Genomic DNA, 19,585 nt, shown 5'->3' with positions numbered 1-19,585 from the left:
TGAGCGCGGCGCTCCGGTCGGGCATCGGCCACGACGCATCCGACGCCGACCTCGACCAGGCCGCCACCGGGGCGGGCCTGCGGCCCCCGGCGCTCACCGAATCGCGCGCGGCCGTGCGCTACGCCCTGGAGAGCCCGGTCGACTTCATGGACGTCACCGACAGCCCGAACGCCGTCGTCGGCGGCAACGACATCGGGCAGGCGGTGTTCGACGCCGCCAGCGAGCTCCGTCCGCTGGTCGTCTTCGACCACGACGGTCGCCCGGTTGTGATGGTGCCGCAGCCCATTGAGGAGTCGGCGTGAGCGCAGGCACCGGCCTGGCCCCCGGTGAGCGAGAGATCGAGTTCGCGCCGGCGTTCCCAGACGACCTGAAGGTGAAGACGGGCATCGGCTACCTCCAGCCGGGCGGCCTGGTCGTGCACACCGGCTGGTCCCGCCCCCTGGACGGCGCACCGAACGAACGCAGCCAGCACCCCGCCTACGCGGGCGTCCAGTGCTGGACCATCTCCACGCCCGACGGGCACCGTGCGAGCCGCTTCCAGTACCTGACCCTCCCGGACGCGGCTTCGGCTGCGGCGCGCATCGTGGCCAGCCTGCCCAGCGGGCTCTGGACTGCCGACACCGACACGGCGGCGCTGCTGCCGCTCGCCCTGGAGGCCTCCGAAACACCGGCCATGCTGCCCCTCACCCACAAGGGCAAGCCCCACTGGGGTTCCGGGTTCGGGGGCGACCTCGCCGACTTCTGGATGCCCGATACCCGGGCCGCCTACGAGCGGATGATCGCCGCCCACGGACGGATCCCGACGAACTGCCAGGCCTGCACCAGGACGGTGCGTCAGCAGAAGCGCCTCGGCTGGATGCCCCGGACCAGTCACTGGCCCCTGTGGTCGGTGCAGGGCCACCGGGGAGACCTCGTCCGTCCGCACTGCTACTGCGCCGCCTGCATGCGCATCGACGTGAGCATGGGAACGTTCGGCCCGGGCGTCGACCAGGAGGGTGAGACGGTCCCGGGCTCCATGGCGATCTACCCCTACAGCGCCATCCCGGGCGTGGTCGATCCCGACATGGACCGCGGCGAGCGGCCCTTCGCCTGGTTCACCTACTTCCTCAACGAGGGCGGATGCGTCGTCATCGATGAGCGCCCCGGCGTGAGGCTCTGGCCGACGGGCGTGCGGCACGACGACGCGCTGTTCTGCGAGACCGGAGTCACCGGAGAGTTCAGCGTCGACGACGTCACCCCCGGCTCCTAGCGCGGATCCCCGAAGTTCGAGCGACGACGCGGGCGGACGTCGGGTCCCCTCCCGGGCGATCCGGCGTCATCCGCCCTGCTGCGCAAGGGCTCCGATTCCTTCCCCTTCACGGAGGCACTCTGATGAGCACCGCAACCTCGTCGACCATGACCGGCCAGCCGGCCGCCCGGGTCCCGGCGGGAACCAGCGAGCCCGCGTCATACCGTCTGCCCGCGTGGTACGACGAGCAGCACGCCCGGGAGAACGCGACCCGCTACCTGCCCCGCCTCGAGGTGGAGGCGGCGATCCGCCGCTACCTGGAGGTGAAGCAGACCAGCACCCTCCTGGGGAGCATCCCGGGCAACGAGCTCAGCACCGCGCAATGGCGGGTCCTGTGGGCCGCTGATGGCGAGCTCAACGACCTGTACGCCCGGCTCGACCAGGCCTGCGCCCTGCTCTACCTGCCCGACGGATACCGGCCGTCATACCTCGACCACCTGGCCGAGGCCTACCAGACGGGGGAGATCGTGCCCGTTCGGACGCTGCCGATGGTCGGGAACCTGCCCGTCGAGCACCACGCTTCCCTGGGCGTTGCGCAGAGGCCGCTGTCGCGCGTACCGGAGGGAGAACGCGTCGAGGTCACTGTGTCGATCGCCTCGATCCGGCAGGCCAGCGGGTACGTGCGCCTGCTGCTGCAGGACGAGGCGGGGCAGGCGGCGCACGCCCGGATCCGCGACGACCGCTGCGCCGTGGCCGACCAGGTCCTCGGGCGCCCGCTGCGGGCCGGCGACACGGTGCTGGTGCGCGGCTATGCGGAGCAGGAGCCGATGCTGCCCACCGGGACCAGGACCATCGACGTTGTCACCGTCCAGGCCGCGGCATAAGCACGGCCGCCGCCCTGGGCGGGCGCGCCGTCGGCGTCAAGAAGATGATGCGCGGCAGGCTCGCCGGGCGGCGGGAGGCCTGCCTGACGGGGCCTTCCGGACACTCTCCGGCTTGTCGTGGAGCACGGCGTGCCGGATGGCCCGACCTGATGCCGTCGATGCTGTGGCATGAGGCGGAAGCCGTGGCTGTCGGCGTCGACGCCCACGGTCTGCTCACCGGTGGACCAGGCCGCCGAGCCCGCCGGTGCCACCAACCCGCCCTGCCCACGGGCGGCACCGACTGACCACACCCCGCACCACGACCTCAGCCCTGCCGCGGCGGCGGGCCAAGAATCACACCGACGAGGAAGGGGACACCGAAGTGAGCAGCCACATCGACACGACGGCCACCGACGGTGAGGACGCCGAATGGATAGCCCGTCAGATCGGGCCCCAGCAGGTCGGCGGCCGGTACTACAACGGGTACTGGGGCCAGGAGTACGAGGTTCTCAGGATCGATGACCAGCCGGACAGCTGGGGACCGTGGGAGATCTCGATCCGGTGGGCCGACGGCCGCGAGGACACCCACTGCACGGCGTGGGATGACGAGTGCGACCGCGTCATCACCCAGCCGCCCGCCCCCGACGTGACGATCGTGTCCACCGGGCGCCTGCACGACGCGAAGGAGTCCGAGTACGCCGACATCCTGGCGCGCGCCACGATCGCGGTGGACCTCCGCTTTCACTTCCGGGACCCGCACATCAGTGCGGACCTGCGGGAGCTGACCGCGCACGACCAGGTGGTGCGCGACACGGTGATGGGCACCCCGGGCGTGCGCGAGCTCCTCGCGGCCACCGCGCTCCAGATCCTGGCGTACCTGGCCGGACCGTCGAAGGCGCCGGTCACCGTGGTCACCCAGTGCGCCGGCGGACGGCACCGTGCCGCGGTCACGGCCATGGCGCTCCACGCCGTCGTTGCCGGTGACGTCGAGGAGGCCGCCGTGTACGGGCTGACTGATGCGGCGAAGGCGTTCGCCGAGCGGGGACTGATCGTGCAACTGGCCCACCGTGACATGGGCCGGGACGTTGTCCATCGCTGACCGGCAGCAATGTCAGGTGGTCCGGCGCCGCTGAACGTCGCCCGGTGGCGCTCAGCTGGCCCGGAGGACGCTGGGTGCAGTCCGACGCCGGAGCGTTCCGGCCAGAAATGATGAGAACGACCCACTTGTCCCGAACTCCCTGACACGTCCCTGCGCGGTCAGTACGGTTCGACCTGTTCTGTGCGCTCCCTCGTGGGCGCCCCAGCAGACCAGGGAGGGTGAAATGGGATTGAAGCGGCTCATCCGGTCGCTCCTTGCCGTGGGTGCGATCGGAGGCGCCACACTGCTGGCCGCCGCGCCGACCGCCTCGGCTTTCGGACCGTCCTACTGCAACAGCTCCACGTGCAGCCTGTCCAACTCCCCGAGCACCGGGGGCATCTACTTTGAGATGCCCCGCAACACACCGGTCACCATGCTCTGTTGGACCGATAACCAGTGGTGGAACGGCACCAACCGCTGGTTCAAGGTCAACTCGACGTACGGGCAGGGCTACATGATCGCCACCCAGGTCTCCAACCAGACCAGCGTTGGGCACTGCTGACGCAGCCGCAGGACAGCGTGAGGGCCGCCCTCCACGGGGAGGGCGGCCCTCTGCTGTGCCCGGGTGAGCGGGCCGTGCCGGGTCAGCGCATGAGTACGGCGGCGACCAGGACCACCAGCAGGATCGCCGAGGCGACCGCCTGGCCGCGCGGGATGTCCAGGAGGTTGGCGACGGGCACGTCGATCGCGCGCTCACCGTCCGGGATGAGACCGGCGTGGGCGAGGTTGCGGTGCCGGCGCTCCTCGGTCCGGTACGCGCCGTTGAAGCAGCTACTTGTGGTGCCAGTAGGTGTGGACTTGCTGCACGTCGGCTTCGAGGACGTCGCGTAGGTCGTGGTCGTCCGCGGGCACGTCCAGGCCCAGTGCGGCGGCGACCTCGCGGTAGGACGTCATCATGTCCGGGTCGCCCGCGGCGACCAGCGTGGACAGCAGGGCCTGGTCGGCGGGGGTGGTCTGGTCGACGAGGGTGAGGACCTGGACGCGGTCGGCGAGCGTCATGTGGGGGAGTGCGGAGCCGAGTTGCTGCTTGAGCCGGGCCCAGCCGGTTGTGGTCTGCGCGCGGGCGGCCTTCTTGAGGGCTCCGCGGACGGCAGCGGCGGCGGATTCCAGTACGTCGGGGGGAAGTTCACGCCGTGTCGGGCGCTTCGGGGCGGGGGCCTTTTTCTGCGCGCGGGGGGAGTTCTCGTGGGGCTGAGGCGGCTGTTTTTCGATCCAGACCTTGGCATTGCGCCGATCGTTGCCTGAGAGCGAGCTGCCGGCAGCGCTGGCAGCTGCCGTCAGCTGTGTGATCAGGCGGCGTTCCTCGGCGACGGATATCTCGGCTGCGCCGAGTCGGCGGAGGATGCTTCGGACTTGCTGCAACGCTGCTCGGCGTTGCCGGCGCTCCTGGCGTTCGCCTTCCAGGACTTGTTCCAGTCTTTCCTTCGCCGATTGCTGCCTGCGCGGTGGCTGCGGCTTGGGGGCCTCGCGCGGTGGGCCGGGCCGGTTGCGTTTGCGGCGGGAGCTCAGGGGAGGGGGGTAGAGGGCGGCCCGGCCCGCGTTGGCGGCGGGCAGGTGGTCTTGTTGGCGGAGGAAGGCTCGGGCCGCTGCCAGCACTCGCTGTTCGGACGTGCTGGCGCCCCGGCGGGTAAGGGCCGCTGCGGTCTGCAGCTGGGAGCGGACGTCCCAGGCCCGCCTCTCATCGACAGCCTTTTCGAGGTCGGCGAAGACGCGTTGCTGGTAGTCCTCGTGTCCGGTGAGCCATTCGCGGGCGTCGTCGACGGCTTGCTGTGCTTCGGCCCGGGCCGGGCCGGTCAGGGTGTCCAGGAAGGGGCCGCTGCCGGCGTACAGGCGGCGGACGTGCTCGACGGTCCCGGATCGCTGGGCCGCTTCCAGGCCGCGGACGAACCGGATGACGTGCTCCGGAAGGACTCCCGTACGGGCCGCCTCCGTCCCGGCCGCCGGGGAGTCGAAGGCCGAGGGCTGATGTTGCAGGATCTCGGAGGCGGCCGGGGTGATCAGACCGTCGTTGGTCCAGGAGCACTCGGCGAGGGGGACCCACTCGGTGGGGCGGGCCAGGCTCTGCGTGCCGATCCACACCCGGCGGCTGGCGCCGTCGCTCTCGCACCGGACCCGGTACACGTACGGGCAGCGAGAAAGCACACCGGGCTCGGGCACCACGCCGGGCCCGAGAACGGGAATGCGGCCGCCGGTCCAGTCGGGGGACACCGCGCCGTCCATGTGGACGCGAAGGAGAACGTCGCCCTCCAGGTCCACGTCCACCAGCGAGCCGATCGGGGGCGGGAAGGCGAAGGAACCGGCCCGGCCATACTCCAGCAGGGACCGGGCCATCGCCGACTTCACATACAGGTGGTCGGCGCTGGATTCACCGACCCGCGGCCGGCGGCAGGCGTGCGGAGCACCGTCGGGCTGCGGAAAATGCTGGAAATGGCACTGCCGGTCGACGTACAGCTTGTGGGCAAGCTGAGCCCCGCAGCCGCCCAGCAGCACACCGCACCAGAACGTGTCGTGCGCATGGACCCGGCGAAATCCGTCCAGTTCGATCGCCTCGGTCGGCAGCACGATCGGCACGTCCGAGTGCTCGTCCCCGATCACCGCTGTCTGCACCAGCCGCGTGTCCCGCACCACGACGACCCCCAATCGCCCCAGGCCAACCCACCATAGAGCGACAGGTGGTGCGGCCAACACTCTCAGTGTCGGTCAAGCGTTTATCTCACCGCTCAGGACTACCGAGCCGATCTGGCGCTCGGGCTTGAGACCCCGGGCATCCAGTAGATCCCACCCGGTGTAGAAGACCGCGGCGGTGAACGTCAGTGCCAGGACGAGGCCGACCGGCCACAGCCGCAGCCCGCGCCGCTCGCTCCGGCGCCGGGGCGAAGGTGTTCCCATACCCCGTCAAGACCCTTGCCGACGCTCAGCGGTTGCAAGGCCCCCCCCCCGAGGACGGCGTCCTCGGGGTCAAAGACCCGACGGACATGTACTGGCCAGTCCCTAGAAGTGGTCGGGCAACCAGGGCTCATGGGCCGCAGTGGTGCGGATCAGTCTGGTGAGTGCTTCGTCAGACCTGGTGGCGACTCCCGTGAGGAGCGCTGACGCTGCTGTGCGGTAGCCGCCGGCATACCAGACGGCCAGTTGCCGCCGGGTGAGCCGGACCTCGCCTGCACCGTGCGTCTTGGTGAGTTGTCCAACTCCGTCTTTCACTTCGAGCAGGTACGGCTCCCAGGTGTCGCCGTTCTCGCCTTCGACCTCCAGGGGCATGGCGAGCTCGTCGTTGAGGGGCCATCCGCGTAGCCGCACCGCTTCGTGGAGGTCGAGGATGCGGAGCATCCACGGGTGCCACGCTTCTGCCGTCGGCCGGTACCGGTGGAGGTTGTGCAGCAGCGTTGGGTACGGAGGGAGCGCGGACCGCCGGAAGTGGATGATCGGGGCGCGGGTGTGGTGGCTGGCGAGGAACGCCATCATGGCGGTGACGCTTTCCTCGTCGGCGGCCCAGTAGTCGTGCACGGTCAGTTCCATGCCGTGCCGCTCGCTGCGTTTCATGGCGAAGGACAGCAGCCCCGTCGGGGCCTTTGCCGGGCCGACCTGGTAAGTGGTCAGCTGCTGCTTGCTGTCCATCCAGGCTGGCCACCAGTCCGGGCGCAGCACGGGCCCGTTCCAGTGCCGGGCCAGGCGGCGCTGGAGCTCGTCGGCTTCCGGTGTCCGGCCGTGCTGGACGGGCAGCGTCGAGCGGCTGTAGGCGCGTTTGAGGTCGTCGGTGGCGATGGACCAGGCGAACACCGGGGTGGGTGCCTCCCAGCCGAGTCGGCGGACGTACCCGCCGGAGGTCGTCCACAGCGTTGAGATCACCGCGCCCTGGTCGCGGAGGTGGCGGAGCCGTTCGGCGAGCATGTCGATGGAGAGGTGGGCGCCGCGTTCCTCGGGGGCGACGCACCCGGCGCTGAGCAAGGCGGAGGGCACGGGTGCGCCGCCGAAGAACTGCGGGACCAGGAGGCCGAGGCCGCCGGCGATGACCCGCCCGTCGCGGAGGGCGACGCGGATGTCGGCGTGCGGGCGCAGGCGCATGATGTCGCCGACGGGATGGCCGTAGCTGCGGGTGGCGAGGTCGTCGTATTGCTGCCACAGTTCGTCGTCGGCCTTCACGATGTGCATCGCTTCAGGCATGTCGCCTCCCTCTTCTAGTAGTTGGTGCGGTCGCGGACCGGGTCGGCGTCGACCGGGACGAAGAACGTGCGGCTGAAGGTCATGATGGCCGTGCCGTTCTGGTTGTGGCCGGTGGTGCGACAGGTGACGATGCCGGTGTCCGGGCGGCTGTGGGACAGACGACGGCCGGTGATTTCCGACTCCGCGTAGAGGGTGTCGCCCACGAACACCGGGTGGGTGAAGCGAATGTCGCCCAAGCCGAGGTTGGCGGTGGTCAGGCCACTGGTGCTGCGTACGGTCATCCCGCCGACGATGTGGAGCGTGATGCTGCTGCACACCACGGGTCGGCCCCACTCGGTGAGGCTGCTGTAGTGGGCGTCGGTGTGGATCGGGGCGGCGTTGCCGCCGAGCGTGGTCATCAGGACGTTGTCGGCGTCGGTGAGGGTGCGCCCGGGCCGGTGCTCGATGACGAGGCCTTCGTGCAGCTCGTGGTAGCCGAGGCCGACCACTTCCCGGTAGCGGCCCTCGGCGATCTGCCGGTACCCCGCGGGCGCGGGGACGCCGCCGGTCACGCGCTCACCCCGCTCGGTGTGCGGGCCGCCACACGGGCCAGCAGAGCTTGAGCGGCTTTGACCATGGGCGGGCCGACCATCTGTTCCCCTACGCGCACGATGCGGCCCCCGGCTTCGTCGGCGGCCGCCACGATGGCGCGGGCGGCGGCGATCTGCTCGCTCGTCGGGGTGAACACGTCGGTGACGATGGGGAGCTGGCGGGGGTGCACGCAGCACTTCCCGGCGAAGCCCAGGTCCCTGGCTCGTTCGGATTCGTGCCGCAGCGCCACGAGATCGTCCAGGTCGAAGAACGGCGCGTCGATGGCGTGGATGCCTGCGGCGGCGGCGCTGGTGACGAGCGCGGACCGGGCGTGCAGCAGGGCCTCCCAATCCTTGGAGCAGCCGGTGGCGGTCGCGTAGTCGGCCGTTCCGAACGCCACGCCGGCGATGCGGTCGGCCCGCACGATCGACGGCAGTTCCTCCACTGCGCGCGGGGTCTCGATCAGCGCGTACAGGTGCGGCGTGTAGCCGGGCGCATCGAGGGCCCCGGCAGTGATCTCGAAGTCCCGGGCCGACTCGGCCTTGGGGATCAGCACCAGGTCTGGCCGGACCGGGTAGTCGGCGATGGCCGCCAGGTCGAGGATGCCGTCGCGGGTGGTGGGAGAGCTGATCCGGACCCCGCGCACGGGGCGAGTGCCCGCGGCGGAAGTGAAGAACGCGGTGGCGTCCTGGCGGGCCTGCGCCTTGACCGCGGCAGGCACGGAGTCCTCCAGGTCGACCAGGGCGACGTCCGCGCCGCTGCCGAGCGCGGCGGGGAAGCGGGCGGGGCTGTGGCCGGGCGTGATGAACCACGCCCCGGCCAGGGCAGGTGGCTGCGTCATCGGCTCGCCCCTTGCGCGGCCAGGCCGCGGGCCGCGTCGGGGATCAGGTCCTCCTGACCGGCGATGGCCCGGCGTCGGCCGAGCTCGACGAAGAGGTCCCAGGGGCGCACGCCCTCCTGCTCGGCGGCGGCCAAAACGGGTTTTTTGAAGCCGGAGAACACCCCGGCCAGTCCGGAGACCAGGCTGGTGGAGTCGATCGTCGGCGGTGCGGGCATCAGCGTCTTCTCGGCGAGATCAGCGGCCTCGGCCAGGCGCCGCAGGTCGATCCCGGTCTGGTGGCCGTAGCGCTCCAGCACCGCCACGAGGACTTCGAGCTGGGTGTTGCCCGCGCCCGCGCCGAACCCCCGCGCGCACGCGTCGATCGTGCGGGCACCGGCCTGGACGGCCGCCACCGAGTTGGCCACGGCCATCCCAAGGTTGTTGTGCCCGTGGAACGCGACCGGCACGTCCACCGCGGCGGTGATAGCGGCGATCCGGTCGGTGACATCGGCGGGAAGGTAGTAGCCGGCGCTGTCGAAGATGCACACCGCCTGCGCGCCGTAGCTGACCATCAGCGCGCACTGCTCGGCCAGGTCGCCGGCGTCGGCCATGTGGCTCATCAGCAGCACGCCTTGGGCCTCGGCGCCGAGGTCGCGGATGACGCCCAGGTGGCGTTCGGTGACGGTGGCCTCGGTGCAGTGTGCGGCCACCCGCACCACGTCCACGCCGTGGTGGACGGCGTTGCGCAGATCGGCGGTGGTTGCCCAGCCGGGCAGCATGAGGGTGGCCAGCCGGGCGCGGGTGAGGGCTTCGCGGGCGGTGGCGAGCATCTCGTCGTCGCTGAGCTTGCTGCGGCCGACCTGCACGGAGGATGCGCCGATCCCGTTGCCGTGGCCGACTTCGACCACCGGCACACCGGCCGCGTCGACCGCGGCGGCGTAGGCGCGGATCTGCTCGCGGTCCAGCTGATGCCGAACTGCGTGCTGGCCGTCGCGCAGCGTGGGGTCGTGCACGGTCACGGGGGGCTGGGCGGTCATCGGGTGAGCTCCTTCAGCGCGGGGGCCGTGGCGAGGGCGTGCTGCTCGGCCGCGTAGATGGCGGCGGCGCTGATCACTTCGAGGTTCCCGGCGTGCACCGGCATACGGCTGCGGGTGGCGCTCACCTCCGCGATCACACGGACGGTGTCGCCGGTGACGGTGCACGAGGTCACGCGGTAGCCGGGCACGACCTCCTGCATGGCGGCCGCGGCCGCTTCCACGACGGTGCTGACCGGGCCCTGCTCCACGCCCGGGGCCACCATCGTCATCGCGATGCGGAACGGCGGCGGTGGCGCGGCTGCGGAAATGTTCAGCATCGCCTTGACCTCGACGGTCCGCGTGAACTGGCGGATGGCGCCCTGGGTCGTCCCCACGTACTCGTCGAGGTTGAGGCGGCTGGCTCGGCCCACACTGACGCTGGCGGCCGTGGCCACCATCTCCACGTAACTGGGCCGGTAGTGCTGGGCAAGGGCGTGCAGGACGGGGATCGAGGCCTGCCCGCCGCAGGAGATGAGGCCGATGTGCTGGTGCTTGGCGGCCTGGTCGCCGTTCACGGCCGGCACGATCAGCGTGCTGCCCCGCGTGGGGGTCAGGTCGATCAGTACCGCCCCGGTGCTGGCGAGCTGGACCCAGTGTTCCGGGTGCTCGAAGGCGTTGGTGGCGTCGAAGACGATGTCGAAGGACTGGTCCGCACCGAGCAGAGCGGCGACGCCGCCCCCTGCGGTGGCGCAGCCCAGTTCGGCGGCCTGCTCCAGTCCGCGGCTGCCGCTGGTGCGGCCGACGACGAGCCCGCAGTTCAGGTGCGGGGAACGCTGCATGCGCTCGACCAGGTCGAGCCCGAGTAAGCCGGAGCCGAGGACGGCCGCGTTCAACGTGTGCGATGGCATGTGTGCCCCCTTGTGGGCGGTTGGTCAGACGACCCGCAGATCGACGGCGGGGAGCCGGGTGGATGTGGCCCGGAAGGTGGTGCCAGGGGTGAGCGGGAGACTCGCGTGTACGGAGCCGGCCAGGACGACGTCTCCGGCGCGCAAGGTGGTGCCCAGGACGGGCAGGCGGTGCGTCAGCCAGGCCAGAGCCTCAAGCGGGTTGCCGAGGATGTCGCGCCCTTCCCCGGTTGCGACCGCAGTGCCGTGCGCCTCCAGCGTGATCTGCTCCCCGGCAAGATCCCACGATGAGGTGAAGGGGACGGGATGGCCGGTGAGGACGCCCGCGCAGGCGGCGTTGTCGGCGATGCTGTCGACGAGCGTGATGTCCCAGCTGGGGAAGTGGGTGTCCAGGACTTCGAACGCCAGGAAGACCTCCGCTACGGCCGAGCGGACGCTGTCCAGGCCGCAGGGCTGCACGATGTCCCGGCCGAGCCGGACAGCGATCTCCGTTTCGATCCTCGGGTTCATGAAGTCGGCCGCCCGCAGCCGGGCCCCGCTGGGTGCGACCACGTCGTGGAAGACGACTCCGGAGTCGGGCTCGTGAATGCCCATCTGCTCCTGCATGGCCGCCGAGGTGAGACCGATCTTGTGACCGGCGACCCGGGCCCCCGCCGCCACCCGTTCCTGCACGTTGATCTGCTGGATCCTGTAGGCGTCCGGCAGGGTCAGGCTCGGGTAGCGCTCGGACAGTAATCGGACGGGGACACGGGTACGGGCGGCTCCGGCCAGCTCCAGGGCCAGGTCTGCGAGAACCTCCTCGTTCACCCCGGGGCCGCTCATGCGTCCGGCCGGACGCTGGTGGGCACTCCTGGACCTGGCCGTCATCTGCTACCTCCGCACGTCGGGCTGATCGGTTGGCCCGCTCGCGGCATGACGGGCGGCCAGTACCGGCAGGAAGTCGGCGCTGGGGCCGCCGAGGCCCGCGACGTCGGCGTCCGACCGGATGAACGTGATGCGGTCCAGCTCCGGGGTACGGCCCTGTGCGCTCTCGGCCGCAACGAGCTGCGAGTAGTGCTCGGCCAGCGCATCGGCCGGGCAGGCCGGTGCACGGAAGTGCACGCCCACGTTGCCCTTGTCGCCTCGGGTCACCGCCCACAACTCCAGCTCGCTGGAGGGGACATCGCGCCCGACCTCCTCGGCGAGCTCGCGCGCGGCGTGCCCGCGCAGTGCCCCCATGTCCAGGGCAGCGCCGCTCTCAGGGGGCTCGATCGTCCCGCCGGGCAGCTGCCAGCGGCCGGGAGCCGCCGTGGACGAGGCCATACGCCCCACCAGCAGCCGGCCGTCATCCGTGGGCTGGGCGACGGTCACGAACACCGACGGCGCGGACACTGCGTGGACCGGGTCCAGCCGCAGGAGGTACAGGCGGTACGCCGCCCGGTACCAGGTCAGCAGCAGAGTGTCCGAGTCCTTCCACTCCACCCCCGCACACACCACTGTCGGTCCGTCGAACAGCGCCGGATTGGCGGCGACAGCCTCGTCCCACCTGCGCGTCATGGCTGCGGTCTGCTCGTCCGTCAGCCGGGGCGGCTCTGTCTCCAGCAACAGCAGCCGGCGGACACCGGGGAGTTCAACTGCGGGAGTCTGCGGTTGGTTGAGCAACGAAACCTCCTGTTGGGTGCCCTACGCAGGGCTGTTCTGGGACGCGGACGCCGGTGCGGTCCCGGGCCGTGGGGCCCAGACCGTACCGGCCGCCAAGGACCCCGAGCCCCAGAACTGGCCGCCTGGGAAGAATCCGCCCAGCGAACCGGCCCTGACCAGTACCGTAGGGGTCGCGAAAGGTGGCGAAGATGCCACTCTGCGTGACTGGGGGAGACGGCTATGCCTAACCGATCCGGCAACCCGCACTTAGCTCTGTGGATCGACGTGTCCGGTCTGCCCCACGGCGAGATCGCCCGCCGCGTTGCATCAACAGCCAAGACCCAAGGTCACAACCAGGTCGCCCCCGATACCACCCGCATCCGCCGCTGGGTTGACGGGGAAAGGCCCCGCCCGCCAGTACCCGCCGTACTGGCGGAAGTCCTCTCTGCGGCGACCGGCCAGCCGCTCACGCCGGGTGACCTCGGCCTGGCGGGTACGGGGGTAGTAGTGGAAGGCATCCAGCTTCCGCTGCTGACCGAAGCAGCTGCCCAGGCCCTGGCCGGATGGACACAGATGGACCTGTTCGTGAATCGCCGTGACACCCTCAAACTCGCCCTCGGGGCCCCGCTGATCCTTGCCGCCGAGCGGATGCTCGCCGGCACCAGCCGCGCGCTCAGCCGCGAAACGAAAGGCTTCGACCCGGAGACCGTCACCGCGCTCGAGGAAGTCACCCGCTTCTTCACCACCGCGGACGCCTCCAAGGGCGGCGGTCTGTACCGCAAAGCGATCGTCGCCCAGCTCGCCGAGGTAGCCGACCGCATCAAAGACGGTGTCCCGTCCTCTCTGAAAGCCCGGGTCTTCGCGGCAACCGCCGACCTTGCGGCCCTCGCGGGATGGGTCAGCCACGACAGCGGAAGGTACCCGCAGGCACAGCGGTACTGGAGCTACGGCGTGTACGCCGCCGGAGAGGCAGGACAGCCCGACAGAGGCGTGGAGATCGTCACCCGGATGTCCCACCAGATGATCTACCTCGGCCACCCGCAGGACGCCCTCGGACTCCTTGAGGTCGCCCGGAAGAGGGCGGCCATGCCCGCGACGAAGGCGCTGGTCGCGTCCCAGACCGGACGGGTGCATGCCGCGCTCGGTGATGCCCGAAAAGCCGACCAGCACCTTGTCCAGGCAGACCAGCTGCTGGCGGACGGCCTGGACGACGTGCCCGAGTGGGTGGCGTACTTCGATCCAGCCGAGCACGCCGGCGCCCGCGCAGTCGCCGCCCGCGACCTCGCCGAAGCCGGCGTCGGGCACAGCCGGGCCAGCATCCACTTCCAAGATGCGCTGCGGCTACGTGAGCCGGGATTCGACCGGGTGAAGGTGATGGACCAGATCGGTCTGGCGGCAGCACTGTTCGAGGAAGGCGAGCCGGAGAAGGGAGTCACCGCCGCCCACCAGGCCCTCGATGACGCCGCCCATGTCGACTCCACCCTCGTTGCCGCCCGCCTCAACACCCTCTTGGACGCCGCCCGCCGGTGCGATTTTCCCGCCGTGGAGGACGTCCGCAGCCGGGCGCGAGATCTGGCCGCCGCCCGCCCGACCACGATCGCGGCCTGAGACGGCCGGGGAATCAACGAACACTCCGCACATCCGGGAGGCGGCCCAGCCATCGTTCCCAAGACCGACCTGCGAGTTCTGTTCGTGCGCTACGACGAGAACAACGGCTTCTGGGAACCACCTGGCGGAAGTTGGGAGCAGCGCGAGGACCCGGCGCCATCCACCCCGCTGCGCTAGGACTCGGATGAGCCACGCTCATCGATCCGCAATGGAGCAGGGACACCGCGCGGTTGCCGTTCCCAATCCCTCAAGTTCTGCAGGCGGCACCGGCGTTTCACCCTTCCAGGGGTGAGAGTTGCCAGACTCTTGCGCCCAGGTGCGGCCGATAGGCCGCCACCGTCTCCAGGGCTGCCGCAACGCTGTCGGGGGTATCGTGCCCCGCCGGGATCCCGATGGTCGAAGGAAAGGCCGGGACGTAGCTCTCCCAGAGCGCATGTGCCCCTTGGGACACCCACCATCCGGTCGCCTGCCGGTCATACCACGCGCCTGCTGGATCAGGGCAAGAGATCCACGCGTGATAGCCGTTGGTGAAGCCCACCCCCCATACCCGTGGCGACTCTTCGCCATAGCCGGATATCACTCGGGCCTCGAGCAGTCGTTCCACCGTCGCCCGGACAGGTGTGGGTAGCTGGTTCAGATCCATGGATATTCCTCCCGCAAAAGGGGGTGCGTCATCAGGAGACCCGATGGTCGGATCCCTGGAAAGTCACCCCCACTGACGTGGGGAGGGAGCAGGCGCCGGAACACCTCTCGCGGGCGATGATGCACCATCCCGGTGGTGACAGGCAACGCGACTGCTGACTCAGCAGCTGCTACACGACAGCGATCCCACCGTTACCCCTCAACAGCGGCCGACACTCGCTGTAGAGCACCTCAAGCGGAGCCGCCCTCTTCGAATGCAGCGGGGCCGTGCAATACCGCCCGAGCGCCGCGCAGCGTCGTGCTGAGTTTACGCTGGGTGGCCCGGCTGTCGAGGCGCACGTCCAAGGCGCCGGGCAGCGGGCTGTCGATTCGACGGCCGGTCGGGAGGCTGGAGGCGTCGAGGCCGTCCCGCCTGGCGATGAGGACGCCGAGTTCGTGGCGGCTCACCGCATCGGGCCCGGCAACGTGGTGGACGCCGGAGCTGTCGCCCGAAGCCAGCTCCAGAAGGGCAGCGGCCAGGTCAGCGACGTGCACCGGACAGCGGATGTCGTCAGTGAACAGGACGCCGTCTCGGGTGCCGACGGCAAGTTCGTGTACGAGGCGCTCATGGGCTGATCCACCGTCGCCGATGATCAGCGACGTGCGGGCGACGACAGCTTCCGGATACACCGCGAGGATCCCCGTCTCCGCCGCCGCCTTCGCCGCTCCGTAGGGGGTAATGGGGTCAGGCAGGCTGGACTCGTCGTAGTGGACCCGGGCCCCGGAGAAGACGGCATCACTGGAAACGTGTACGAGGCGGACACCGTGTCGGGCCGCAGTCATGGCGAGCCGGATGGGGGCCTGTGCCGTCACGGCCCAATCGGCCCCGCCGCTCGATGCGTTGATGATGACCTGCGGGCTCACCTCGCTCATGACGGCGCCCAGGCGGCCGGCGTCCCGCAGATCGAGCGGGTACCAGACGGCCTGGACGGAGTCGCCGGGCCTGGTGGCGTACGTCGCTGCCGTGGCCTGCCCGGCTGCGGTCGCCTGCCGAATCAGCTCGGCGCCCAGGAAGCCACTGCCACCGATGATCAAAGTGGTCATGGGGCGAAACGGTAGACGGATCTCAGGGGCGCAGAACAACGTCTGCCGGTACACGGCCGCGAACGGGGAAATCGACGTCTTCGCTGTCCAGGCCGCGGCATCAACAGGGTCGGCGCCCTGAATCCGGCCCCTGTCTTCTTACTCGAACGCCTTCGGTGGGAGCCAGCTCCGCTGGTACCGTCGCTCGTATGGACCAGAACGGATCCCAGGTGCCGCCCTTCGAGCCGGAGGAGTACGCGCGCGTCGCGGCGGCCGCCGACATCGTCGGCAAGTCCCCGGAAGACTTCGTCCGCGACGCTGCGCTCAAGGCGGCCGACGACCCGTTTCTCAAGGCCCTCGGCCGGACCCGGGACCGCGTCCCGCAGCTCGCTGAGGCCTTCGCGGCCCAAGACACTCACGCCGCCGACACCAGCTCGGCCGCTTGGCCCGACCCGGCGCCCATGGGCAGCCGTGACCTGCACGAGGCCCACGGGCACGGTCACGCGGCGTGACCCGCTTCCTCACCCCACAAGAGCTCCTGCAGATCGCGCAGACCCTTCCGGGCGACCCGGCCTGTCTCGACCTTGGCGTGCTGGATGCCGCCTGCGCCCGGGCCCGGGCCCACTACATGGGCCGCGACGTGTATGCGAGTGATTGGCTCAAGGCCGGTGCCATGATGGAGACCATTGCGCTGCACGAGCCGCTGGAGGCGAAGAACGAGTTCTTCGCCTGGCTGGTCGCTGAGACGTTCCTCAACACCAACGGTGTCACGCTGGACTACCAGCCGGAGGAAGCCCTCGCACTCGTCATGCGCACCAAACACAAGGGCGCCCGCGTCCAGGAGGTCGCTGCGCAACTGCGCGTCTGGTCCACCGGCGGCTGACGTCTCGCCCAGAAGCTGGAGCCATTCGTCCCCGTCAGCGGCTACCTCGGTTTGATGGTCATCCGAACCGAGCTGACTTTAGGCTCCGTTGGGTGTTGTTCTGGATCACCGTCGCAGCGGCCCTGTGGGGCGCCGGCACCGGCCTGTTCATCCCGCGCGCCGCGTACCGACTCTCCGTACCGCCGGAAGAACCGTGGCGGACGGCTTGCCCGGCAGGGCACTCCCTCGACAGCAGCGGGTGGCTTGGGCGAGCCCGCTGCACCGACGGGGATACGTTCGGCCCGAGCACACCCGTCATCGCCCTGGTGATGACCGTGGTCTGCGCCGCGCTGGCGGTGGCCACCGGCGGCCGTCCCGAGTTGCTGGTGTGGCTGCTGCTCGCCCCGATCGCCGTGCTGCTCGCCGCGGTCGACTTCGCGGTGCACCGGCTTCCCGACGTAGTGGTCCTGCCGCTCACGGCGGCCGCGCTCGCCGGGCTCGCAGGGGCCTCGCTGTTGCCCGGCGCCGGCGGCAGTTGGCGCACCGCGCTACTCGGCTCTCTCACGCTCGGCGCCTGCTACGGCGTGCTGTTCCTGATCAACCCCCGTGGCTTCGGCTTCGGCGATGTGAAACTCGCACCTGCGCTCGGGACCGTCCTGGGCTGGTACGGGTGGGGAATTTTGCTGATCGGCACCTTCGCCGGGTTCCTGTTGGGCGCGCTGCACGGCCTCGGCCTCATCCTCGCGCGGCGGGCCGGGCGGAAGACGGCCATCCCTTTCGGCCCGTCTCTGCTGGCCGGGGCGTTCGTCGGGATCCTTTTGGGTTCCCGCACCCTGTGACCGTACGAACCCGGATTGGATCTCGGTCTACGCGGCGGCGAGGTGGAAGAGCTCCGGTACGCCCTGCGCGCGGGCATAGGGCGCAAAGCGGGGGAGCAGGGCCGGTTCGGGTTCCTGCAAGTCGAGGTAGCTCGCGGCGCGGTAAGCGAGGAAGACGCCCTTCGTCTTGTCCCGGACAGGCGGCAGCAGGTGTTCGCCTTCCATGATGAGCTGGTGGCGCGACTGGTGTCACCGAGGTCCAGGAGAGCTTGTCCAGAGTCGACGGCGAGGTCGGCCTCGGACACCCAGGCACACCATGCGGGCCGGTCAGTGCCGGCGTCGTTGAGGTGGTGCTCGGCGGCGGCGAGGGCTCGCAGCACGGCGCCGCGTTCACTGCGGTCGCCGCGTGCGGCGAGGGTGGGGGCCAGGCGCAGTTGGAGCAGGCAGCGGGCGGCGGGATTCTGCACGCGGGTCAGGGCGTAGTGGAGGATGTTGGCGGCGGTGGTGTGGTTGCGGCGCCAGGCGGCCTGGTAGGCGAGGTTGTGGCCGTCCTTGAGAACTGACCGTTGACCGCTTTTCCGGCCTCAGCCCTTCGGACTACGTGTATTGGCTCGGCACGTTGGTGGCGCAGAACTACTTCCCTGCTGAGGGATTCCCTCTAGCCTCGAACCATGGATTGGTTCATGGCGGCGGCGGTGGGAGCGTCCGGGGGCGCCGTCATGGAGTCCGTCGACTTCATCAAGGCCATCAGGTGGCACCGTCAGATGCCATGGAACGTCCAGTCGGACACGATTGATCCGCCTAAGCGCAGAGCTGATGTGCGGCCTGGCGAGGAGCACCTGCCCGCCCCTGGCTGGAAGGCGTACTCGCTCGCCGGGGTGTTGCGGCTGTTCGTGAGCGGAACCCTGACCGGCGCCATGGCAGCCACCTACCCGCAGATCACGAGTCCGGCGGTGGCGTTTTTCATCGGGCTGGGCGCGCTGTCGGCTGTCCAGGAGGCCACCACACTGGTGCCGCTGATGGTCAAGAGCGCAGGGCGCGCCGCTCTGAGCGGCGTAGTGGGCGAGGCTCAGCAGCAAGCGCAGACCCTCCAACAAGACAGACAACAGCCTGGCCCTGGACAGTCGACTGATGCTCTGCTGGGGTCCCAGGTGGGTCATCCTTCAATAAATGATCCACAGACGGACACGAGTGTTGTCGTGCAGCAGGATCCGACCGGCGAAGGAGGTGTGGCGTGACCATTGCTGCTGAGTCCTTCACAGGCCGTGTCCTAGCAGCGTTTTCACGTCGCTCACCTGGCCTCCGGCCTCCGGTGAAGCCGTCCGGCCTCATGCCTGCGTTGGATAGTTCGGCCGCATCTCTTCCTTCAGTTCGGGAAGCCGCCCGCTCTCGCGAGACGCCTCAGGCTGGCCCAGCCCAGGAGGGCAAGAGGGGATTGGGCCTGGCTGACGCAACAGCTAGTTGGAAGTTCGTGTCTCCACAAAAGCGGCTTCGGCGTCGCGACGAACTTCTGGCAGCTGCGGATTTCCTGGGGACTGCTGCCCAACGGTTGGATCTCGACCGAGCCCGCAGCCTCGCCCACCGCCTCGCCCACCGCCTCGACCATGCCCACGCTCTCGGCCTAGACCGCGACCCCGACGTCGACCTAGACCGCGCTCTCAACTTGGTCCGCGACGTCGGCGATGAAATCCTTCGCTCTCTCGACTTCCTCGAGATCCTTGACCGCGATCTCCATCTCGACTTCGTCCGCGACGTCGGCGATGCCCGCAACCTTGTCCGCGCCCTCGCCCGCGACTTCGGCGATGCCCGCAACCTCGCCAATGGCCGTGCCCTCGCCCGCAAACTCGCCAAGTGCCGTACCAGCGCCCTCGCCCTCGCCCGCGAACTCGGCCTCGGCCTCGGCAAAGCCCTCGCCGTTGACCGCGAACTCGACGATGTCCTCGCCTACGCCCGCGACTTCGACCGCGGCGACGGCCTCGACCGCGCTCTCGGTCTCGCCCGCGAACTCGGCCTCGAACTCGCTCGCGACCGAACCCTCGCCCACGATCTCAAGCGCAACATCGAAATCGCAGATGGCACCGTTAGTGGTCTTGCCGATGACTTCTTCGAAGCTCATGACAACCTGGCTGATGCAGCAAGTAGCTTCCGTGGCGCCGACCTAGCCACTATGAATCTTGTTGGGATCAACCTCGCAGGGGTCCGCTGGGACACCGACACACAATGGCCCACCCCTGAGTGGACAGCTCGTATCCGTAGAGCATCCGTGGAGGAC

The 19,585-nt window shown here is 69.8% G+C and carries 24 protein-coding genes; 11 read left to right on the top strand and 13 right to left on the bottom strand.

Features of this window, described 5'->3' with window-relative positions:
• The 5 genes from ABZT06_RS45930 to ABZT06_RS45910 form a co-directional block, all read left to right on the top strand.
• Window positions 1-302, top strand: a 302-nt coding sequence (locus tag ABZT06_RS45930) for a hypothetical protein (protein WP_355754829.1), incomplete at its 5' end; no start/stop codon positions are given.
• Window positions 299-1,249: a hypothetical protein gene (locus tag ABZT06_RS45925; protein WP_355754828.1), complete on the top strand. Its 951-nt coding sequence runs from the start codon at window positions 299-301 to the stop codon at window positions 1,247-1,249. The genes ABZT06_RS45930 and ABZT06_RS45925, both read left to right, overlap by 4 nt.
• A gap of 122 nt (window positions 1,250-1,371) precedes the next feature.
• Window positions 1,372-2,112, top strand: a complete 741-nt coding sequence (locus tag ABZT06_RS45920; RefSeq protein WP_355754826.1) for a hypothetical protein — start codon at window positions 1,372-1,374, stop codon at window positions 2,110-2,112.
• 361 nt (window positions 2,113-2,473) lie between these two features.
• Complete coding sequence (locus ABZT06_RS45915) at window positions 2,474-3,190, top strand: RNase adapter RapZ (protein ID WP_355754823.1); 717 nt, start codon at window positions 2,474-2,476, stop codon at window positions 3,188-3,190.
• Window positions 3,191-3,413: 223 nt separating this feature from the next.
• Window positions 3,414-3,731 (top strand): hypothetical protein, encoded by a 318-nt coding sequence (locus tag ABZT06_RS45910; protein ID WP_355754821.1) that lies wholly within the window; start codon window positions 3,414-3,416, stop codon window positions 3,729-3,731.
• Window positions 3,732-4,000: 269 nt separating this feature from the next.
• On the opposite strand, the gene ABZT06_RS45905 is transcribed toward ABZT06_RS45910, so the two are convergent.
• The 9 genes from ABZT06_RS45905 to ABZT06_RS45865 form a co-directional block, all read right to left on the bottom strand.
• Entirely contained in the window at window positions 4,001-5,857 is a 1,857-nt protein-coding gene (locus ABZT06_RS45905; RefSeq protein ID WP_355754819.1) for a hypothetical protein, read from the bottom strand.
• Window positions 5,858-5,929: 72 nt separating this feature from the next.
• Window positions 5,930-6,118 carry a hypothetical protein gene (locus ABZT06_RS45900; protein ID WP_355754817.1) on the bottom strand — a complete coding sequence of 63 codons (189 nt, stop codon included), beginning with the start codon at window positions 6,116-6,118 and terminating at the stop codon, window positions 5,930-5,932.
• Window positions 6,119-6,220: 102 nt separating this feature from the next.
• Window positions 6,221-7,390: a GNAT family N-acetyltransferase gene (locus ABZT06_RS45895; protein ID WP_355754815.1), complete on the bottom strand. Its 1,170-nt coding sequence runs from the start codon at window positions 7,388-7,390 to the stop codon at window positions 6,221-6,223.
• Window positions 7,391-7,404: 14 nt separating this feature from the next.
• The gene (locus ABZT06_RS45890) at window positions 7,405-7,941 is read right to left on the bottom strand and encodes a MaoC family dehydratase (protein ID WP_355754813.1); all 537 of its coding nucleotides are present in this window, start codon (window positions 7,939-7,941) and stop codon (window positions 7,405-7,407) included.
• Window positions 7,938-8,801, bottom strand: a complete 864-nt coding sequence (locus ABZT06_RS45885) for a CoA ester lyase (RefSeq protein ID WP_355754811.1) — start codon at window positions 8,799-8,801, stop codon at window positions 7,938-7,940. Before ABZT06_RS45885 ends, ABZT06_RS45890 begins: the two co-directional genes overlap by 4 nt.
• The gene (gene dmpG, locus ABZT06_RS45880; RefSeq protein ID WP_355754807.1) at window positions 8,798-9,817 is read right to left on the bottom strand and encodes a 4-hydroxy-2-oxovalerate aldolase; all 1,020 of its coding nucleotides are present in this window, start codon (window positions 9,815-9,817) and stop codon (window positions 8,798-8,800) included. Before dmpG ends, ABZT06_RS45885 begins: the two co-directional genes overlap by 4 nt.
• Window positions 9,814-10,704 (bottom strand): acetylating acetaldehyde dehydrogenase, encoded by an 891-nt coding sequence (locus ABZT06_RS45875; RefSeq protein ID WP_355754805.1) that lies wholly within the window; start codon window positions 10,702-10,704, stop codon window positions 9,814-9,816. The genes dmpG and ABZT06_RS45875 overlap by 4 nt, the downstream gene beginning before the upstream one ends.
• A 24-nt stretch (window positions 10,705-10,728) precedes the next feature.
• Window positions 10,729-11,568 (bottom strand): fumarylacetoacetate hydrolase family protein, encoded by an 840-nt coding sequence (locus ABZT06_RS45870; RefSeq protein ID WP_355754803.1) that lies wholly within the window; start codon window positions 11,566-11,568, stop codon window positions 10,729-10,731.
• Between the two features lie 3 nt (window positions 11,569-11,571).
• Complete coding sequence (locus tag ABZT06_RS45865; protein ID WP_355754801.1) at window positions 11,572-12,342, bottom strand: NUDIX hydrolase; 771 nt, start codon at window positions 12,340-12,342, stop codon at window positions 11,572-11,574.
• A 219-nt stretch (window positions 12,343-12,561) separates the two neighbouring features.
• Between ABZT06_RS45865 and ABZT06_RS45860 the strand changes: the two genes are divergently transcribed.
• Entirely contained in the window at window positions 12,562-13,929 is a 1,368-nt protein-coding gene (locus ABZT06_RS45860) for a Tat pathway signal protein (protein WP_355754800.1), read from the top strand.
• Window positions 13,930-14,203: 274 nt separating this feature from the next.
• Here ABZT06_RS45860 and ABZT06_RS45855 read toward each other — a convergent pair whose 3' ends face one another.
• Complete coding sequence (locus ABZT06_RS45855; protein WP_355754798.1) at window positions 14,204-14,572, bottom strand: hypothetical protein; 369 nt, start codon at window positions 14,570-14,572, stop codon at window positions 14,204-14,206.
• Between the two features lie 230 nt (window positions 14,573-14,802).
• Window positions 14,803-15,654: a sugar nucleotide-binding protein gene (locus ABZT06_RS45850; RefSeq protein WP_355754836.1), complete on the bottom strand. Its 852-nt coding sequence runs from the start codon at window positions 15,652-15,654 to the stop codon at window positions 14,803-14,805.
• Between the two features lie 188 nt (window positions 15,655-15,842).
• Here ABZT06_RS45850 and ABZT06_RS45845 point away from each other — a divergent pair, with 188 nt between their 5' ends.
• The 3 genes from ABZT06_RS45845 to ABZT06_RS45835 all read left to right on the top strand — a co-directional run bounded on the left by ABZT06_RS45845 (window position 15,843) and on the right by ABZT06_RS45835 (window position 17,334).
• On the top strand, window positions 15,843-16,145 hold the full coding sequence (locus ABZT06_RS45845; protein ID WP_355754795.1) for a hypothetical protein: 303 nt from the start codon (window positions 15,843-15,845) through the stop codon (window positions 16,143-16,145).
• On the top strand, window positions 16,142-16,516 hold the full coding sequence (locus tag ABZT06_RS45840) for a fic family toxin-antitoxin system, toxin component (RefSeq protein WP_355754793.1): 375 nt from the start codon (window positions 16,142-16,144) through the stop codon (window positions 16,514-16,516). Before ABZT06_RS45845 ends, ABZT06_RS45840 begins: the two co-directional genes overlap by 4 nt.
• 92 nt (window positions 16,517-16,608) lie before the next feature.
• Window positions 16,609-17,334 carry an A24 family peptidase gene (locus ABZT06_RS45835; protein WP_355754792.1) on the top strand — a complete coding sequence of 242 codons (726 nt, stop codon included), beginning with the start codon at window positions 16,609-16,611 and terminating at the stop codon, window positions 17,332-17,334.
• Between the two features lie 27 nt (window positions 17,335-17,361).
• On the opposite strand, the gene ABZT06_RS45830 is transcribed toward ABZT06_RS45835, so the two are convergent.
• Window positions 17,362-17,538 carry a hypothetical protein gene (locus ABZT06_RS45830; protein ID WP_355754790.1) on the bottom strand — a complete coding sequence of 59 codons (177 nt, stop codon included), beginning with the start codon at window positions 17,536-17,538 and terminating at the stop codon, window positions 17,362-17,364.
• Between the two features lie 44 nt (window positions 17,539-17,582).
• Between ABZT06_RS45830 and ABZT06_RS45825 the strand changes: the two genes are divergently transcribed.
• A complete protein-coding gene (locus ABZT06_RS45825; RefSeq protein WP_355754787.1) occupies window positions 17,583-17,876 on the top strand; it encodes a hypothetical protein in 294 nt (97 codons plus the stop codon).
• Between the two features lie 108 nt (window positions 17,877-17,984).
• On the top strand, window positions 17,985-18,551 hold the full coding sequence (locus ABZT06_RS45820) for a hypothetical protein (RefSeq protein WP_355754785.1): 567 nt from the start codon (window positions 17,985-17,987) through the stop codon (window positions 18,549-18,551).
• A gap of 407 nt (window positions 18,552-18,958) precedes the next feature.
• On the opposite strand, the gene ABZT06_RS45815 is transcribed toward ABZT06_RS45820, so the two are convergent.
• Window positions 18,959-19,429, bottom strand: coding sequence for a hypothetical protein (locus tag ABZT06_RS45815; RefSeq protein WP_355754783.1), 471 nt, complete (start codon window positions 19,427-19,429; stop codon window positions 18,959-18,961).
• Window positions 19,430-19,585 lie beyond the last annotated feature (156 nt).

The organism is Streptomyces sp. NPDC005483 (assembly GCF_040606035.1).
Classification (GTDB): domain Bacteria; phylum Actinomycetota; class Actinomycetes; order Streptomycetales; family Streptomycetaceae; genus Streptomyces.
Note: the sequence above shows the minus strand (reverse complement) of the source record. Positions and strands in the feature narration are given on the sequence as shown.

Bases quoted from the DNA above. Each gene is read 5' to 3' on its own strand.
- ABZT06_RS45885 (WP_355754811.1), bottom strand. From the start codon at position 8,801: ATGACGCAGCCACCTGCCCTGGCCGGGGCGTGGTTCATCACGCCCGGC.
- ABZT06_RS45910 (WP_355754821.1), top strand. From the start codon at position 3,414: ATGGGATTGAAGCGGCTCATCCGGTCGCTCCTTGCCGTGGGTGCGATC.
- ABZT06_RS45900 (WP_355754817.1), bottom strand. From the start codon at position 6,118: ATGGGAACACCTTCGCCCCGGCGCCGGAGCGAGCGGCGCGGGCTGCGG.
- ABZT06_RS45815 (WP_355754783.1), bottom strand. From the start codon at position 19,429: ATGAGCTTCGAAGAAGTCATCGGCAAGACCACTAACGGTGCCATCTGC.
- ABZT06_RS45860 (WP_355754800.1), top strand. From the start codon at position 12,562: ATGCCTAACCGATCCGGCAACCCGCACTTAGCTCTGTGGATCGACGTG.
- ABZT06_RS45875 (WP_355754805.1), bottom strand. From the start codon at position 10,704: ATGCCATCGCACACGTTGAACGCGGCCGTCCTCGGCTCCGGCTTACTC.
- dmpG (WP_355754807.1), bottom strand. From the start codon at position 9,817: ATGACCGCCCAGCCCCCCGTGACCGTGCACGACCCCACGCTGCGCGAC.
- ABZT06_RS45850 (WP_355754836.1), bottom strand. From the start codon at position 15,654: ATGACCACTTTGATCATCGGTGGCAGTGGCTTCCTGGGCGCCGAGCTG.
- ABZT06_RS45895 (WP_355754815.1), bottom strand. From the start codon at position 7,390: ATGCCTGAAGCGATGCACATCGTGAAGGCCGACGACGAACTGTGGCAG.
- ABZT06_RS45855 (WP_355754798.1), bottom strand. From the start codon at position 14,572: ATGGATCTGAACCAGCTACCCACACCTGTCCGGGCGACGGTGGAACGA.
- ABZT06_RS45820 (WP_355754785.1), top strand. From the start codon at position 17,985: ATGGATTGGTTCATGGCGGCGGCGGTGGGAGCGTCCGGGGGCGCCGTC.
- ABZT06_RS45845 (WP_355754795.1), top strand. From the start codon at position 15,843: ATGGACCAGAACGGATCCCAGGTGCCGCCCTTCGAGCCGGAGGAGTAC.
- ABZT06_RS45920 (WP_355754826.1), top strand. From the start codon at position 1,372: ATGAGCACCGCAACCTCGTCGACCATGACCGGCCAGCCGGCCGCCCGG.
- ABZT06_RS45830 (WP_355754790.1), bottom strand. From the start codon at position 17,538: ATGGAAGGCGAACACCTGCTGCCGCCTGTCCGGGACAAGACGAAGGGC.
- ABZT06_RS45870 (WP_355754803.1), bottom strand. From the start codon at position 11,568: ATGACGGCCAGGTCCAGGAGTGCCCACCAGCGTCCGGCCGGACGCATG.